This window comes from Pseudobacillus wudalianchiensis, from assembly GCF_001685015.1.
In the GTDB taxonomy this organism is placed as follows: Bacteria; Bacillota; Bacilli; order Bacillales; family Domibacillaceae; genus Pseudobacillus; species Pseudobacillus wudalianchiensis.
In genome coordinates, this window is sequence record NZ_MAYT01000012.1 from 50,956 (window position 1) to 67,759 (window position 16,804).

Sequence of the window (16,804 nt, forward strand, 5' to 3'; positions counted from 1 at the left end):
ATGATAAAGAATAACGTGCAAACAGTTGAGGGCAGCTATTCTGCGGAAGATGTTATCTTTTTGCTGAAAGACTTGTCTTCCGTTCATCTTGAAAAAAACACAGATGAAAGAGAACGAGCCATTCAGCAAGGCATTCATTACTCTGAAATGCTGCCGGTAGAATATCAGCCAACAAAAGAATATTTACAGCTATTTTATGAATCGCTTGATACATATAAGCAAAAAGTGGCGACAGCTGTCGGCGTCGTGTCTGAATTAATCATGGAAGAAAAGGGCCGAGACATCGTGCTCGTTTCTCTCGCTAGGGCTGGTACACCGATTGGTATTTTAATCAAACGATATATAAAACGAGTTTATGGAGAAACGATTCCTCATTATAGTGTCTCGATTATTCGAGGCCGGGGGATTGATGAAAATGCTATTCTTTATTTAACGAAACAGCATTCTGGCAAACGGCTTGTGTTTATCGATGGCTGGACTGGAAAGGGAGCTATTTCAAAAGAGTTAACACGCTCCGCCCATTTGTTTAAAGAAAAACATGGCATTGAGTTAGATGATGAGCTTGCGGTGTTAGCCGATCCGGGACACTGCTCTTCCCTATTTGGTACAAGAGAAGACTTTCTTATTCCAAGCGCTTGTCTCAATTCTACCGTATCAGGTCTTGTCAGCCGGACTGTTTTAAATGACCACTGGATACAAGACGATGATTTCCACGGAGCAAAAGTATACAAAGAGTTAGCAGATCAAGATCTATCGAATGATTACATCGACGTAATTGTTAATGAATTTAAGGAAGCGGCGCCTCTTATTAAGCAGGCGAAGGCAGACGTAAAAAAGATCAATCGAACACCGACATGGCAAGGGCTGCATTCGATTGAAACGATTCAAAAAGAGTTTGGTATTGAGGATACGAACCTCATCAAGCCGGGAGCAGGAGAAACGACGAGAGTGCTCCTGCGCCGGATTCCTTGGAAAATTCTTGTGAAAGATCAAGAGGATGCTCGCTTAAAGCACATTTTCCAATTAGCAAAAGAACGAAATGTTCCGGTGGAGGAATACAAAAAAATGTCTTACACGTGCTGCGGTTTAATTAAGCCAATGGAGAAAAAACAATGATTTTTGCCAGTGATTTAGATCGAACCTTAATTTATTCAAGTAAGTTCTTTGACGTAACAAAGCCAGAGATGCCTGTCCGCAGCGTGGAACGGTACAAAGGCAAAGAGATTTCGTTCATGACCGAAAAGGCTATCAGCCTTTTACGTGAGCTATCCGAACAAATGATGTTCATTCCGGTCACGACAAGAACAGTAGAACAGTATAAGCGAATTTCGATTTTTCAAGAGGAGATTCAGCCGAAGTACGCCATTACATGCAACGGCGGCGTGATTCTTGAAAATGGCCAAGCAGACCCTTTTTGGCAGGAGTATGTCGAGACAAAAATTAAGCAGCACACTATTTCATTAGAAGAGGTAAAAAGAAAAATCACAGAAACAGCGGATGCCGTATGGCTAGAGTCTATCCGGGTAGTGGACCACTTTTTTATTTATTTGATTATTAAACCAGAGTTTGCTCCGGCAGAAGTCATGAGTGAGTATGCAGAGTGGGCAGCTGAGCGCGGCTGGGTCTTTTCACTTCAAGGAAGAAAAGTATATTTTATCCCAAGCTTCATTAATAAATGGGACGCTGTTCAATATCTTTCCGAGAAAGAGGGAAAGGACATAGTCTTTACAGCGGGAGACTCTTATTTGGATATTTGTCTCATTGAAAAATCAGGATGTGGCTTGATCCCGCGTCACGGCGAGGCAGCGGCGAAACACGGACACTTAGGACTCACGAAGGCGTCAGGCATTTTAGCAGCGGAAGAAATTATTGAGGCAGTCTTATCAAAAAGGCTCGAAACTGCTTCTAAGTTGTATTAACGTGTTTACTTAAAGGGGGGGTGAAGATGAAAAGAAAACCGATCATCATGCCGGTTGACTATACGAATTGGGCACATGAATTAACGAAACCCATTACAGAGCGGGCGCAATATCAGCATGAAAATGAGGAAATACAATACAGCCGGGTGGCTGCTAGAGTGCTAGGCGCAGGTTTTGACGAAACAGAATACTTACTTGCACTTTATTCGCTTAGCCAGCAGCCCCATGTGGTTGTCTTATCTGAAACGCTCGATAAGACGATGCCTAATGAACGATTTCAAGCGATCCAAAAGATTTATCACATTATCCAGAATGAACCGAAGCTCTCGGTTAATCGCTTTGTTGCCTTTTTGGAAGGAGAAGAACTGCTGCCGAAGTATAAACAAGACCCGGAATTTAACCGGCTCGTCCGGTCGGCACTGATTGATGTTTTTTCTCTCTTTCAGGCGAATCATGTAGGAACATTCAGCCATCCAGAATTTAGACGGGTGTTTCTCGATATGGTGAAGTGGATCTGGAATCATCTGGATCCGTGGGTGAAAGAAATAGCGATTGAACAAGACGTGCCGCACGTGGTCTGGTATGGGGATATAAGCAAAAGCCAAGCTTACTTTTTATACTATTTAATCCTTTTGGGCATGGATGTCGTCATTCTTCATCCTGAAGGAAAGGATGATTTTAAGGAAATAGACCCAGAGAATAAATGGACAGTGCGGACTGAGTATCCTTCTACGATGAAGCTGCAGCCATTCCCACAGGAAGAGCCTAAGCGCCAAGGAACAGTGGCTTATCGAGCTTCCAAGGAAATCGAACAAGTGTTGAATCATGAAGGATCAGCCTTTTATAAACCGTGGCAGTTTCGCAATCATTTTCCGGTCTCTGTCATTCTGAAAACGACCTACGATGAAATTTTTTTACTGGCGAAGGAAAAAGCATTTGTCCGGCCGGGGTTCTCTGTTGATACAGAAGAAGTAAAAATCCCTAATCTATTTGCCAAAGTTTCAGGAGTGTCTAAAAACAGAAAAGAATATTGGGAGAACATGCACCGGTTGACGAGTCGACCGAATGCGGTCACCATTACGAGTTTTCCTTATATGCAGGAAGGGAAAGCGAATAACCAGTTTCACTATCGGCATGCCTTAAATAAAAATCAGGAGCTTGATCCGAAAAAAATGATAGAAAGCAACTGGTGGCAATATGGCCAGTTGCACGATGGTCTTCAATTAGGGATAGCAGCTGCTATTTCCCGGATATGCGCCCATCCGAAAATCAAGCCGCTTGCGGGAGAAACAGAAGAGGATCTCCGTCTTTATTTGTTTACACAAGCCATCAGAATTCCGGAAGAAATATTGAATTTACTGCAGACATTCGATTATTCGCAGGATGTACCAAAAATCATCTTATACAACAACGAAAAAAATGGGGAGCTATCACGAGCTGACGCTGCCTTGCTTTTGCTGCTAAGCGAGTTTGGGCTAGATATTATCTTGTATAATCCACCAGGACACAACGATGTAGAACGATTTATAGATAAACAATATTTTGATCATCATTTGCTGGAAGAGATGGTGTTTAATTTACCATTTCAGAATGGCAAAAAAGATTTATCTATTTTAAGCCGGATCTTCAAGCAAATTTTTTGACAGAAAGGGATGAGAATCATGCAGGAAACAACCAAAAATGAAATTGAAGTATTGGCGGAAAATGAAAACAAAGCGGAAGAGATGCGTCTGCAGCTTCGCAATGAACCAGAGGTGCAAAATCTAGTTCGCTCCATTGACCCGAGAAATCAAATGGAATTGCTAGAGTTCGGAAAAGAACCGGCTGAAGAGATTTCGGCTTTCTCTGACCGAATTTTAGCTTCTATGCGTTCTTCTAGCGTAACGGACTCTGGAGCACTATTAAAGCAGCTTGGAAAAACGATGGACAAGTTTGACAAAAACGATTTTGAAGAGCCGAAAGGGTTTTTAGGAAAGTTGTTTAATCGCGGCGAGAAAGTTATCGAAAAGATCTTCGGCAAATATCAGACACTCGGCAAGGAAATTGAAAAGATTCATATCGAAATCTCCAAGTATAAAGATGAGATGATCCGTTCGACAAATAACATGGATCAAATGTATGAACAGAACTATCAGTATTACATGGCGCTTGAAAAATATGTTGTAGCCGGCCAAATGAAGACAGAAGAACTGAAAAAGATGGTTCCCGGTCTCGAGCAGCGGGTCGCAAATGGGGACCAGCTGGCACAAATGGAATTGAGTACGCTGAACAATGCGATCCAGGCGTTAGAGGAACGAGTGTATGACTTGGAGATGGCGAGAATGGTTGCTTTGCAAACAGCTCCGCAAATCCGTCTTCTACAGCGTGGAAATACTAAATTGATTGGAAAAATTAACTCTGCATTTATTACAACGATCCCTATTTTCAAGAACGGCATTATCCAAGCAGTAGCGGCGAAGAGACAAAAGCTTGTAGCTGATTCAATGAGTGAGCTGGATAGACGGACGAATGAAATGCTGCTGCGCAACTCACAAAATATCGCCAATCAAAGTACAGAAATTGCCCGCCTTGCTGGTGGCCCAAGCATTAAAATTGAGACGATTGAAGAAAGCTGGAACACTATTGTGAAAGGGCTCGATGAAACGAGAGCGATTGAAGAAGAAAACAAGCGGGCTAGAGAAGATGGGATGAAGCGGATCGCTCAGCTGCAAGAGAGCATGAAAAATTACGGGAAATAGGGGGGAACGTAAATGATTGAATTGAAGAAAAAAGGGGAATCCATTAATCTCTCCAAAAAAGGCAGCGGTATAGGAGAAGTTCTTGTTAACTTAAATTGGAATCAAAATCCGAAGACAGCTAAAAGTGGTGGTTTCTTATCCTCCCTATTTGGGGGCGGCCAGAAAAACTTTGATCTCGACCTCGGCTGTTTATATGAATTGAATTCCGGAGAAAAAGGATGTGTCCAAGCATTGGGCAATGCTTTCGGTTCGTTGAATAACATGCCGTATATTCAGCTTGACCACGACGATCGGACCGGAGCTTCTACCGGAGGAGAAAACTTACGCATCAATGGCACACGCATTGCGGATATAAAGCGAGTCCTCGTATACGCATTTATTTATGAAGGAGCGGCTAACTGGTCTGAAGTGGACGGAGTAGTAAGACTCACTTATGCGCATGGAGAAGAAATTGTCGTCAAGCTGGATGAACATCGCAACGGGCAAATCATGTGTGCGATTGCCATGATCGAGAACATTCAAAATGAAACGTTTAGCGTGAAAAGGTTAGTTGAATATTTCCCGGGACACAAACAAATGGACCGAGCTTACAATTGGGGAATGAACTGGGTAGCAGGATCAAAATAAGAAGGGCCAAGACTGGCCCTTCTTATTTTGATCCTTTAAATATATGCCCGCATCATGAAGAACCACATACGAGCCGTTCCTTCTATAAGAGGGAAGGGCTCATCTCACGGTTGGAGGGAAATCCCAGGTTCAATATGAACGACAGCATATTGAACATCATATTTTTTCAAGAGAATGTCCTCAATCTGCTCTGTAATGAGGTGGCTATCCACAACATTAAGCCGGGGATCCACTGCTACGGTTACATCGACAAGAGTAGCGTTGCCGTGCATTCGGGCCTTTACGCTCCGTACTTGCTGCACGCCAGAAACAAGAGCAACCGTTGCTCGTATTTCCCCGATAAGCTCCTGGTCAAATCCATCTGTTAACGCGTGGGTCGCATCTTTAAAAATGTCCCATGCCGTTTTTATAATTAAGAGCCCAACGATAAAGGCAGTTACGGTGTCAAGCCAGCTTAGCCCAAACTGAGTGCCGGTAATACCAATAAAGGCTCCAATGCTGACGAGTGCGTCTGAGCGATTATCCTGAGCCGCTGCCATAATAGACTGGCTTTTAATTTTTTTAGCTAAATGAAGATTATAGCGATAGACCGCATACATGATAACAGCACAGAAAACAGCTGTCCAGGCAGTGAGCATATCAGGCTTCGTATCTTCCTCTAAGAAAAAGGAGCGTCCGGCCTCAAAAAGAACTTGGAAGCCTACACTAATCATAATAAAAGCAGCGATCAGTGAGGCGATGGTCTCCGCGCGAAAATGGCCGTATTGATGATCGGCATCAGGGGGCTTGCGGGCAATTTTTAACCCAATTAAAATCGCGATTGAAGCAATGACATCGGTCGTATTATTTAATCCATCTGCCTGCAAAGCTTTTGAATGGCCGACATATCCAACAGCAAGTTTTAATACAGAAAGGAAGATATAGGCAAATATACTAAGCCAGGCGCCTTTTTCTCCTTGTTTTAAATCATTGTAAGTATCCATTTTAGGCCTCCACAAGCTTACTTTTTCTATCTTCTTAAGGATATCAGGAAGAATTTGAGTGAGTCTAGAGCAACAGGGTTGCAGCAGGTGAACTTTCCTGCCCCTATTAAATACAATTGAAAAGAGTGAAAAGAAAAGTGGAAAAATACCTTTATTTTTAAATTGAAGCTCCTTTTAAATTATGCTAAGCTATGTGTAATCGGTTACACATGAAAGGGGCTAGATAAATGGCCACGATTAAAGATGTTGCTGCAGAAGCAGGGGTATCCGTTGCTACCGTCTCTCGCGTGTTAAACGGGAAAGGGTATGTACATGAAGAAACGCTTATGAGAGTGCGAGAGGCGATTGAAAAGCTAAATTACAGTCCAAATGAAGTGGCTAGATCTCTCTTTAAAAGAGAGTCAAAGCTTGTCGGCTTGCTTCTTCCTGATATCACCAACCCTTTTTTCCCAGAATTAGCAAGAGGCGTAGAAGATGAGCTTCAAAAGCAGGGGTTTCGCCTTTTATTCGGCAATAGTGATGAAGATCCTGAAAAGGAAAAAGCTTATATTGATACATTTTTACAAAATCAGGTAGTAGGCCTGATTTCAGCGACTCAGGCGTTTAGCCAGTTGAACGATGAGCGCCCGGCGATTCCAACTGTTCTGCTTGACCGCACGCATGAAGGAAGTTATACCGTCTATGCTGATGGAATAGAAGGAGGCAGAATTGTGGCCCGCGAGTTGGTTAATCGCGGCAGTCATAATATTACAGTTTTAAAAGGCCCAGGGCATATCCAGCCTGTACAGGATCGCTTTTTAGGCGCAGTCGAGGTGCTCGCCAGTTCAAATGTGAATTTTCAAGTTATCCAGATGGCTTCCTTAACTTATGAAGAAGCTGAACAGCGTGCGAAAGAGTTGTTTAGCCAATATCCAGATACAGATGGCATCTTTGCCAGCAATGATATAACGGCAGCTGCTGTTCTGCACGAAGCATTACGGATTGGCAAGTCTATCCCAGACGATGTTCAAATTATTGGATTTGATGACATACCGATGAGCAGGCTTCTGTTTCCTGCCTTGTCAACGATTAGACAGCCGGTGTATGAAATGGGCCAGCAAGCAGCGCAATTGTTATTGAAATTAATTAAAAAAGAACAGGTAATAGAGCAGAATATTCAACTGCCCGTTAGCTTTATAGAGAGAAACACAACGAGGAAGGTGAAGAGGAATGGTTAAAGTAGCGGTGATCGGCAGTTCATCGATGGATTTAGTCGTCACATCAGCGAAACGGCCGGGAGCGGGAGAAACGGTGCTTGGAGACTCATTCAAGACCGTTCCCGGCGGCAAAGGCGCCAATCAGGCAGTGGCAGCTGCCCGTCTTGGAGCAGAAGTGACGATGATCGGCTGTGTGGGGAAGGACCATTACGGAGAAGCGATCCTTCAAAACTTTCAGGATAATGGCGTTCACATAAAGTATGTGGAACCGGTTACCGAAATGGAGAGCGGCACAGCTCATATTATTTTAGCAGAAGGTGATAACAGCATTGTGGTAGTAAAAGGAGCCAATGATGCTGTTACACCTGCCTACGTAAAGCGGGCAAAGCCGGCTATTGAACAAGCAGATATCGTTTTAATCCAGCAGGAGATTCCAGAAGAAACAGTAGAGTATGTAGCTGATCTCTGTCACGAGCTCGGTGTACCTCTGTTATTAAATCCAGCTCCAGCTCGTCCGATTAGTTCAAACGTTATTGAAAGAGCCGCCTTTATCACGCCTAATGAGCATGAAGCGGCCTTACTGTTTGCTGGCATGAGCCAGGGAGATGCCTTAAAAAAGTACCCAGAAAAAGTTTTTATTACAGAAGGCAAGCGGGGCGTTCGTTATTTCAATGGGAAACATGAGGTGCTCGTTCCTGCTTATCCAGTTGAAGCAGTTGATACAACAGGAGCAGGGGACACATTTAACGCCGCCTTTGCCGTAGCGCTAGCAGAAGGAAAAACAATTGAGGAAAGCCTCCGCTTTGCCAACCGCGCTGCTTCGTTATCAGTCATGAAGTTTGGTGCACAAGGCGGCATGCCGCTAAGACAAGAAGTGGAGGAGGCAATACGATGAAAAAGCACGGCATATTAAATAGTCATATTGCTAAGGTGCTAGCTGATCTCGGACATACAGATTTTATCGTGATCGCTGATGCTGGTCTTCCTGTTCCAGACCATGTTCCAAAAATCGATCTAGCTTTAACAGTAGGTGTTCCAGATTTTCAACAAACAGTGGAAGCTGTAGCTGCTGACATGGTCATTGAGAAGGTCACCATGGCTGAGGAAGTGAAAACAGCGAATGAGCCTGTACGTCAGTATATGGAAGAGACGTTTTCAGATACAGCGGTTGAATGGGTGACGCATAAGACGTTCAAAGCATTAACAAAGCAGGCGAAAGCAGTGATCCGAACGGGAGAAGCTTCCCCATACGCTAATTGTCTATTGCATGCGGGAGTATTCTTCTAGAAAGAGGTGAATGTCATGCAAATTGAAATGAAGAATATCCATAAAAGATTTGGAGCCAATAATGTATTGACAGGTGTGGATTTTGAGCTCCTTCCAGGTGAGGTCCATGCGCTGATGGGAGAAAACGGGGCAGGAAAATCAACACTCATGAATATACTGACCGGCCTTCATCAACATGATGAGGGGGTCATTAAAATAAATGGCGAGGAACGGTCTTTTTCCAGCCCGAAGCAAGCGGAAGAAGGCGGTATTGCTTTTATCCATCAGGAGTTAAACATTTGGCCTGACATGACCGTTTTGGAAAATCTTTTTATCGGCCGCGAGCGGAGAAATGCTTTCGGATTGCTGAAAACGAAAGAGATGAAAGAGCTAGCGAGAGAGCAGTTCGAAAAGCTATCTGTTTTGATTCCTCTTGAAAAAGAAGCAGGGCTTTGCTCCGTCGGCCAGCAGCAAATGATTGAAATTGCCAAAGCACTTATGACAAACGCAGAAGTCATTATTATGGATGAACCGACAGCGGCGTTAACGGAAAGAGAGATTTCCACACTATTTGAGGTTATTCGTTCACTAAGCAAACAAGGTGTTTCGATCGTTTATATTTCTCATCGAATGGAAGAGATTTTTACCATTTGTGACCGGATTACCGTTATGCGTGACGGAAAAACCGTTGATACGAAGAGGATAAAGGAAACGAATTTTAATGAGGTTGTGAGAAAAATGGTTGGCCGTGAACTTGAAGACCGTTTTCCTGCGCGAAATCCTTCTCCTGGTGAAACCGTATTAGAAGTTAGGGACTTTACGAGAAAAGGAGCATTTGAAAATATCAGTTTCTCGGTCAAAGAGGGGGAAATCGTTGGGATCTCCGGCTTAATGGGGGCTGGCCGAACAGAAGTGATGCGGGCTATTTTTGGACTTGACTCAATTGATCGTGGGGAGCTTTACATACATGATCAAAAAACGGTGATCCACACGCCTAACGAGGCCGTTAGAAAAGGAATCGGCTTCATTACGGAGGATCGGAAGGATGAAGGACTCATTCTTGATTTTTCGATTCGTGAAAATATTGCGCTGCCGAGCGTCAAAAGCTTCGCCCCTAAAGGATTGATTGACGAGAAAAATGAGCAGCAATTTGTTGACATGCTCATTAAGCGGTTAACGATCAAAACAGAATCAGCTGAAACAAGTGCTAAGAACTTATCAGGCGGTAACCAGCAAAAAGTAGTGCTTGCTAAATGGATTGGCATTGGTCCAAAGGTTCTGATTTTGGATGAGCCGACAAGAGGGGTAGATGTCGGTGCCAAGCGGGAAATTTATTCACTGATGAATGAGCTGACTGACCGGGGCATGGCTATTATTATGGTGTCTTCGGAATTGCCTGAAGTGTTAGGAATGAGTGACCGCATTCTCGTTTTTCATGAAGGGAAAATCAGCGGAGAATTAACGAAAGAAGAAGCGACGCAGGAGAAAATCATGACGTTCGCTGCAGGAGGGCAATGAAATGAGTAAAACAGGAGTAAAACCACTGAACGATCTGACTCAGAAGCTCGGACCGCTGCTTGGATTAATCATCTTAATCTTAATTGTTTCTATTTTAAACCCAAGCTTCTTAGCTCCTTTAAATATTTTAAATTTGCTTCGGCAAGTAGCGATTAATGCACTGATCGCCTATGGCATGACGTTTGTTATTTTAACAGGCGGAATTGATTTATCGGTTGGTTCCATTTTGGCGCTTTCTAGTGCTCTAATGGCGGGTATGATTGTCTCAGGAATTGATCCTATGCTTGCTATTTTGATTGGCTGTCTGCTCGGGGCGATCATGGGAGCTATCAATGGCTTCCTCATTACAAAAGGAAAAATGGCTCCTTTTATCGCTACATTAGCAACCATGACAATTTACCGCGGGTTAACACTCGTTTATACAGATGGAAATCCGATCACTGGTCTTGGGGACAGTTACTTGTTTCAATTGTTTGGCCGCGGCTATTTTCTTGGCATTCCGGTGCCTGCTGTTACGATGATTATAGCATTTGCTGTTCTATGGGTGATCTTGCATAAAACACCGTTTGGCCGTCAGACTTATGCGATTGGCGGCAACGAAAAAGCGGCTTGGATTTCGGGTATCAAAGTATCCCGTGTCAAAATTATGATTTATTCTTTAGCGGGTCTGCTTGCGGCTTTAGCTGGCGCTATTTTAACATCACGGCTTAATTCAGCTCAGCCGACAGCAGGGACCTCTTATGAATTGGATGCCATTGCAGCCGTTGTACTTGGGGGGACAAGCCTTTCAGGAGGCCGCGGCCTCATCATCGGTACGCTGATCGGGGCTTTAATTATTGGAACATTGAACAACGGTCTTAATTTACTTGGTGTCTCTTCCTTTTTCCAAATGGTCGTTAAAGGAATTGTCATTGTGATCGCTGTGTTAATTGACCGCAAAAAAGCGGCATAGGAGGAATGAACGTGAAAAAAATATGGATGGTCCTATTGTCGTTTTCGTTATTGATGCTTGGGGGCTGCTCGCTTGAACCCCCTCAATGGGCGAAACCTGCGAAAAAAGACAAGCTGGAAGATATAAAGATTGGTTTATCCGTGTCGACGTTAAATAATCCATTTTTTGTTTCCTTGAAAGATGGAGTAGTCAAAGAAGCGAAGAAGAACCAGATGGAAACCATTGTGGTCGATGCCCAAAACGATTCTGCAAAGCAAATTAACGATGTAGAGGATTTAATTCAGCAAGGAGTCGATGTCTTGCTTATTAATCCAACTGATTCATCGGCTATTTCGACAGCTGTGCAATCAGCAAATGCGATTGGCATTCCTGTTATTACATTGGACCGTTCAGCCGATAAAGGAGACGTGGTGACACTCGTTGCTTCAGACAATGTGAAAGGCGGCCAAATGGCTGGTGATTTGATCGTTGAAAAGCTTGGCGAAGGAGCTAAAGTAGCTGAGCTTGAAGGAGTCCCTGGTGCGTCTGCTACACGTGAGCGCGGCAAAGGCTTCCACTTAACAGCAGATAAAAAGCTAGACGTAGTAGCGAAACAGTCAGCTGATTTCGATCGGACAAAAGGCTTGAACGTAATGGAAAACATCTTACAAGGACATCCAGACATTCAAGCCGTGTTCGCGCATAATGATGAAATGGCGCTCGGTGCGATTGAAGCGATTGCCAGCTCCGGCAAGGACATCTTAGTTATCGGGTTTGACGGGAACGAGGATGCGATTAAATCTGTTAAAGCCGGCCAGCTAGCAGCGACTGTTGCTCAGCAGCCTGAACTCATCGGTCAGCTTGCTGTGCAGGCAGCCGGTGACACGATGAAAGGCAAGAAAGTAGAAAAAACGATACCAGCGCCATTAAAAATGGTGACAAAGTAAAGAAGATTGGCAGAGAGGGAAATGCTCTCTGCCATTTTTTTATATAAATCTATCATGAATGCTCCTGTAAGGCTGCAATAGCGATAGGTTCCTTCTCCTGTCTCCGTTTCATAAAAATTTATGACACCTATTTGTTTAGTTAATAATAAAATAAATCAGACAGCTGTCGTGTAGAGGAATGAAAATTGGAATTGACAATAAAAGTTTACCTAGTGCAAAATGAGGATATATCGTTATCGTGTGTCGTCAAAGAATGAAATAGAATGGCTTAGTAGAAAGGAAAGGTCTGTATGGTGATGGATTGGTTCACAGGTTTAAATCCGGCAGTTCAAGCACTGCTTGGCGGTTTGTTAACGTGGGGATTAACAGCGCTGGGGGCATCCATTGTCTTTTTCTTTCGCCGGATTAACCAAAATGTAATGAATACAATGCTTGGTTTTGCGGCCGGTGTCATGATTGCAGCTTCTTTTTGGTCTCTTTTAGCACCTTCTATCAACTTTAGTGAACAAAACGGACAGATTCCGTGGCTTCCACCTGCTATTGGCTTTTTGTTGGGGGGCCTTTTTATCCGGCTGTTGGATTTTGTTGTGCCTCATCTAGATTCTGGTTTGTCGGAAAATGAAGCCGAAGGAGTGAAGACAGGATTACCAAAGACTACTCTGCTTTTTTTGGCTATTACGCTTCATAATATCCCAGAAGGACTAGCCATTGGCGTAGCTTTCGGAGCCGCAGCGATTGGACTTGGAGATGCTTCAGTAATAGGGGCCCTTGGGCTTGCAATCGGAATCGGCATTCAAAATATGCCGGAAGGAGCCGCTCTTTCTGTTCCGTTACGCGGAGAAGGAATGTCACGTCTGCGTGCGTTTAACTATGGTCAATTGTCTGCCATCGTAGAACCGGTTGCGGCTGTTATCGGAGCGGCAGCAGTGCTCGCTATACAGCCGATTATGCCTTATGCGCTTGCATTTGCAGCGGGGGCGATGATCTTTGTCGTTGTGGAACAGCTGATCCCACAATCGCAATCTTCCGGCAGCAAAGACTGGGCAACGCTTGGCTTAATGGCAGGATTCACAGTAATGATGATATTGGATGTAGCTCTTGGTTAATAAAATGCCCCAACGTCTAAAAAGATGCTGGGGCATTCAGATTGTTCACAAACGCTCGCTTTCTTCGTTGCTTGTCTGTCTTTTGCATTGAAAATAAACCTCTAAAGCCTAAAATGTGAGGTCCCTTAACCAGTTAGACTACGAGTTCGCCAGACTCTATTTTCTGGTCTTCAAGTTTTACATATAGTCCGTGTGTAGGCGGGTCTTCCGAGATCGTTACATCAATGGTAAAATGGTTCGGATCGAGGCGGCAGTGATAGTTTTTAGCCCATTGTTTTAGTTCATATAATGACTGCCAAATCGTATCGGTGCAACCAGTATGCTCTATATGAATATAACTTTGTGGTGGAATGGTAAAGCTTGTCATGCCAGAAGGAACAATATCAGCACTTTCTACTTCCATCGCCACACAGTGCTTGATCAGGCTACCTTGTTTTTGCAAACAAATCTCCATCATATGGCCATTTGTCTGATTAGGTATCGTATCGGCAAAGTGCTTAAATTGTTTCCACATTCTTTCTCTCTCTGCTGCCAATTCAGCTTCCTGGCAGGTCGTTTGCAAGCCAATTACTTTAATCTCTCCAATTTCAACAATTTTCGGGATCATTCGGACACCTCCGCTTAAAATAATTGCTTGTGTTCTTATTTTACAACAAAAATAGGTGGAAGAGGTAGAAAGAGAGAGAAAATTCCAAAAACTAAAGAGGGTAATAAAAGCCGGCAGGTGTACCGGCTTTTATTTATAAGCGAATGTATTTTTACTGAGCAATAGAGTAGTTTATCAATCATAAAAGACGATTTATTGACCACAAACGGCTATTTACGAGCCAAAGCGGGAAGGCTCGTTCACTTTCACGAGCTGCTTACCGATGTTTTCGCCTGTAAATAAACCGAAAAAGGCTTGTGGTATATTCTCAAATCCTTCTGTAATGGTTTCTTCATAAGTAAGCTTGCCTTCTTGCAGCCATTTGGATAGGTGCTGTAATCCTTCTGGATAGCGTTCGCGATAATCGCCAACAGTAAATCCTTTTATCAACGCGCTTGATTTAATTAAATAATGCTGGATACGAGGACCTTGATCGTCTTTTTTATTATAGGAAGAGATTGCGCCGCATTGAACGATACGGGCAAATTTGTTTAGCAGCGGATAGACAGCATCAGAGATATCACCGCCTACATTGTCGAAATAAATGTCCACACCGTTAGGGCAGGCCTCGGCAAGAGCACTGCTTACATCTTCTGTTTGATAATTAATGACCTCGTCAGCTCCTAGTTGTTTCACGAGCTGAACTTTTTCTTCAGACCCGGCAATGCCTACTACCCTGGCACCAGCAATGGTGGCGATTTGAACAACAGTAGAGCCGACAGCACCTGCTGCCCCAGATACAACGACTGTTTCGCCTTCTTGCGGCCGGCCGATGTCCATCAGCCCAAAATAGGCAGTGAGACCGGTCATACCGAGGATATGCAAGGAAGTGGTTACCGGGCCGAGTGCCGGATCTATTTTTCGAACAGATTCAGCCGCAATGGCTGTGTATTCTCTCCAAGGAAGGGAGCCGGTTACGATATCTCCAACCTGCAGCTTATCGGATTGTGACTCGATTACTTCCGCAACAGCGCCCCCTTCCATCGGTTGATTTAATTGAAAGGGTTCTACGTAGGACTTGCCTTCATTCATGCGGCCGCGCATATAGGGATCAACGGATACGTATAGCAGCCGAACGATTGCTTCCCCATCTGATAAGGCAGGGATAGCGGCTTCTTCAATGGATAAGTGTTCGTCTGTTGGCTCGCCGTCCGGGCGTTTCACTAGAAGTATTTCACGGTTTTTCATCAGTATCATTTCCCCTCTTATCTTTTCCCTTATCCTACCCGTTTGATATAGAAGCAAACTCTTTCTAATGGTATCTCCCTATACAGTTTCTGGAAGCATGGCCAAGGTTTCTTTATGGAGAATATTTATTTTTATGTATAATGAAAAAGGGCTCTTTCTAATGAATGTATGACTGAAAAAAGCATAAATTTCATTGAGAGAGAGGAACCTTTTCTTGTTTTGTAAAAAAGGAGGTGCCGCTGATGGCATTAGCATATTTTAACGGAAAAATTATCGGGATAGATGAACCGGTCATTCCGATCGATGAACGCGGCCATCAATTTGGCGATGGAGTGTATGAAGTGATTCGTTTCTATCAGGGGAAACCTTTTATGATGAAAGAGCACCTTGAACGCCTATATAAAAGTGCCAAAGCGATTAAGCTGGAGATTGGGAAAGAACAAGAAGAGCTAGAAACAATCATGCTGCAATTAGTGGAGAAGAGTGGGTTAGCCGATGCGGATCTTTATATGCAGGCCACGAGAGGAATCGCGCCAAGAAATCATTTGTTTCCAACGTGCCCGGCGTCCATTTCGATAACGGTTAAACCAGCCCGCGAGTTATCTCAGGACGTGCGCACTCAGGGAGTTAAAGTAGCACTGCTGCCGGATGAGCGCTGGCAAAATTGCTATATTAAATCGTTAAATCTGCTGCCAAATATTTTGGCGAAGCAGGAAGCTTTTGAGCAGGGTTGCTTTGAGGCAGTGCTGGTACGTGAAGGGATCATTACGGAAGGGTCGAGCACGAATGTGTTTATCGTTAAAGAGGGACGCGTCCAAACAGCTCCTCTTTCTAATCATATTCTAGCTGGCATTACACGCATGGCTGTGAAAGAAGTGGCAGAGGAGCTAAAGGTTCCATTCATAGAAAAATCCTTTACACCTGAAGAGCTGTTCCAAGCGGATGAAGTCTTTTTAACGAGCACAACATCAGAGGTTCTTGCGGTTACGAATGCGGATGACTGTCAGATTGGAGACGGCCGCCCTGGTTCGCTTACCATGCAGCTGCATAAAGGCTTTCGGCAAAAAACAAGATAAGCATGAGGAAGAGCCCGATTCTTTATAAAGAAGCCGGGCTCTTGTCCATTAAGATAAACGATGAAAACCTTCCTCATCTAGATATTGAATGGCTTCCCCATAAGAGTTGAACGTCCCATCCAAGTTCAAGCCAGCGTACACATTCCACATATCATCTTCCTCGATTAAAACAAGAGTTTGATCGTCTTGATTAATCCATGTTTCTTCATAAGCTTCCCCGATAATTGCTTCTTCCTCAAGTGTTTTAGGAGAAAGCGATTGGATGGAGTCATGAATGATTTTACGTAATTCTTCAGCAGAAAACTCTCGAATATTGACCATGCCTTTAGCATCTGTCGGATAACCGGTCAATTCCCCTGCATAAACAAAGCCATTTCCGTTCGGATGAAGATGGTACACGATGTTCTTTTTTTCCGTTACACTGTCGGGAAATTGAAAGTTAACTCTGCCAAGAGATACGTCTTTTCGCTGCAATTGGGGAAAAGACTCAATAATCGACAATTTTTCATTAAAATTCAGCATAGCGCCTCCAGGATTTAAGGAATAGAATAAGCCTTTATTATAGCATATCCAACTCCTCGGTATTTTTTATCTTCTGCGACTTTAGTAATTACTTTTCGACTCGTCTTTGGTAAAATGAAATAAAAATGTAATATTTCGACA

Annotated in this window: 16 protein-coding genes and 1 pseudogene; 13 read left to right on the forward strand and 4 right to left on the reverse strand. The window is 43.7% G+C overall.

Annotation, left to right across the window (positions count from 1 at the left end):
- From A8F95_RS08195 to A8F95_RS08215, 5 genes and pseudogenes are all read left to right on the forward strand, one after another.
- Complete coding sequence (locus tag A8F95_RS08195) at positions 1-1,116, forward strand: cysteine protease StiP family protein (protein ID WP_065410078.1); 1,116 nt, start codon at positions 1-3, stop codon at positions 1,114-1,116.
- The gene (locus A8F95_RS08200) at positions 1,113-1,919 is read left to right on the forward strand and encodes an HAD family hydrolase (RefSeq protein WP_065410079.1); all 807 of its coding nucleotides are present in this window, start codon (positions 1,113-1,115) and stop codon (positions 1,917-1,919) included. Before A8F95_RS08195 ends, A8F95_RS08200 begins: the two co-directional genes overlap by 4 nt.
- Before the next feature lie 26 nt (positions 1,920-1,945).
- The gene (locus tag A8F95_RS08205; protein WP_065410080.1) at positions 1,946-3,562 is read left to right on the forward strand and encodes a YceG family protein; all 1,617 of its coding nucleotides are present in this window, start codon (positions 1,946-1,948) and stop codon (positions 3,560-3,562) included.
- Positions 3,563-3,580: 18 nt separating this feature from the next.
- On the forward strand, positions 3,581-4,657 hold the full coding sequence (locus A8F95_RS08210; RefSeq protein ID WP_065410081.1) for a toxic anion resistance protein: 1,077 nt from the start codon (positions 3,581-3,583) through the stop codon (positions 4,655-4,657).
- Positions 4,658-4,672: 15 nt separating this feature from the next.
- Positions 4,673-5,284: pseudogene (locus A8F95_RS08215) on the forward strand (TerD family protein); the annotation flags it as partial.
- A gap of 104 nt (positions 5,285-5,388) precedes the next feature.
- Here the strand turns inward: A8F95_RS08215 and A8F95_RS08220 are convergent.
- Positions 5,389-6,267: a cation diffusion facilitator family transporter gene (locus A8F95_RS08220; protein WP_049665536.1), complete on the reverse strand. Its 879-nt coding sequence runs from the start codon at positions 6,265-6,267 to the stop codon at positions 5,389-5,391.
- 227 nt (positions 6,268-6,494) lie between these two features.
- On the opposite strand from A8F95_RS08220, the gene A8F95_RS08225 reads away from it, so the two are divergent.
- From A8F95_RS08225 to A8F95_RS08255, 7 genes are all read left to right on the forward strand, one after another.
- Entirely contained in the window at positions 6,495-7,484 is a 990-nt protein-coding gene (locus A8F95_RS08225; RefSeq protein ID WP_065410082.1) for a LacI family DNA-binding transcriptional regulator, read from the forward strand.
- Entirely contained in the window at positions 7,477-8,358 is an 882-nt protein-coding gene (gene rbsK, locus A8F95_RS08230) for a ribokinase (protein WP_065410083.1), read from the forward strand. Before A8F95_RS08225 ends, rbsK begins: the two co-directional genes overlap by 8 nt.
- Positions 8,355-8,750, forward strand: coding sequence for a D-ribose pyranase (gene rbsD, locus A8F95_RS08235; protein ID WP_065410084.1), 396 nt, complete (start codon positions 8,355-8,357; stop codon positions 8,748-8,750). The genes rbsK and rbsD overlap by 4 nt, the downstream gene beginning before the upstream one ends.
- A 15-nt stretch (positions 8,751-8,765) precedes the next feature.
- The gene (locus A8F95_RS08240) at positions 8,766-10,247 is read left to right on the forward strand and encodes a sugar ABC transporter ATP-binding protein (protein ID WP_065410085.1); all 1,482 of its coding nucleotides are present in this window, start codon (positions 8,766-8,768) and stop codon (positions 10,245-10,247) included.
- A 1-nt stretch (position 10,248) separates the two neighbouring features.
- Positions 10,249-11,199: a ribose ABC transporter permease RbsC gene (gene rbsC, locus A8F95_RS08245; protein ID WP_065410086.1), complete on the forward strand. Its 951-nt coding sequence runs from the start codon at positions 10,249-10,251 to the stop codon at positions 11,197-11,199.
- 26 nt (positions 11,200-11,225) lie between these two features.
- The gene (rbsB, locus tag A8F95_RS08250) at positions 11,226-12,125 is read left to right on the forward strand and encodes a ribose ABC transporter substrate-binding protein RbsB (protein WP_425414990.1); all 900 of its coding nucleotides are present in this window, start codon (positions 11,226-11,228) and stop codon (positions 12,123-12,125) included.
- Positions 12,126-12,418: 293 nt separating this feature from the next.
- Positions 12,419-13,231 (forward strand): ZIP family metal transporter, encoded by an 813-nt coding sequence (locus A8F95_RS08255; protein WP_095407462.1) that lies wholly within the window; start codon positions 12,419-12,421, stop codon positions 13,229-13,231.
- A gap of 133 nt (positions 13,232-13,364) precedes the next feature.
- On the opposite strand, the gene A8F95_RS08260 is transcribed toward A8F95_RS08255, so the two are convergent.
- Positions 13,365-13,838: a GyrI-like domain-containing protein gene (locus A8F95_RS08260; RefSeq protein WP_065410088.1), complete on the reverse strand. Its 474-nt coding sequence runs from the start codon at positions 13,836-13,838 to the stop codon at positions 13,365-13,367.
- 213 nt (positions 13,839-14,051) lie between these two features.
- Positions 14,052-15,065 carry an NADP-dependent oxidoreductase gene (locus tag A8F95_RS08265; RefSeq protein ID WP_065410089.1) on the reverse strand — a complete coding sequence of 338 codons (1,014 nt, stop codon included), beginning with the start codon at positions 15,063-15,065 and terminating at the stop codon, positions 14,052-14,054.
- A gap of 242 nt (positions 15,066-15,307) precedes the next feature.
- On the opposite strand from A8F95_RS08265, the gene dat reads away from it, so the two are divergent.
- Positions 15,308-16,141 (forward strand): D-amino-acid transaminase, encoded by an 834-nt coding sequence (dat, locus tag A8F95_RS08270; RefSeq protein WP_065410090.1) that lies wholly within the window; start codon positions 15,308-15,310, stop codon positions 16,139-16,141.
- 48 nt (positions 16,142-16,189) lie between these two features.
- Here dat and A8F95_RS08275 read toward each other — a convergent pair whose 3' ends face one another.
- A complete protein-coding gene (locus A8F95_RS08275; RefSeq protein WP_065410091.1) occupies positions 16,190-16,663 on the reverse strand; it encodes a hypothetical protein in 474 nt (157 codons plus the stop codon).
- Between the last annotated feature and the right edge of the window lie 141 nt (positions 16,664-16,804).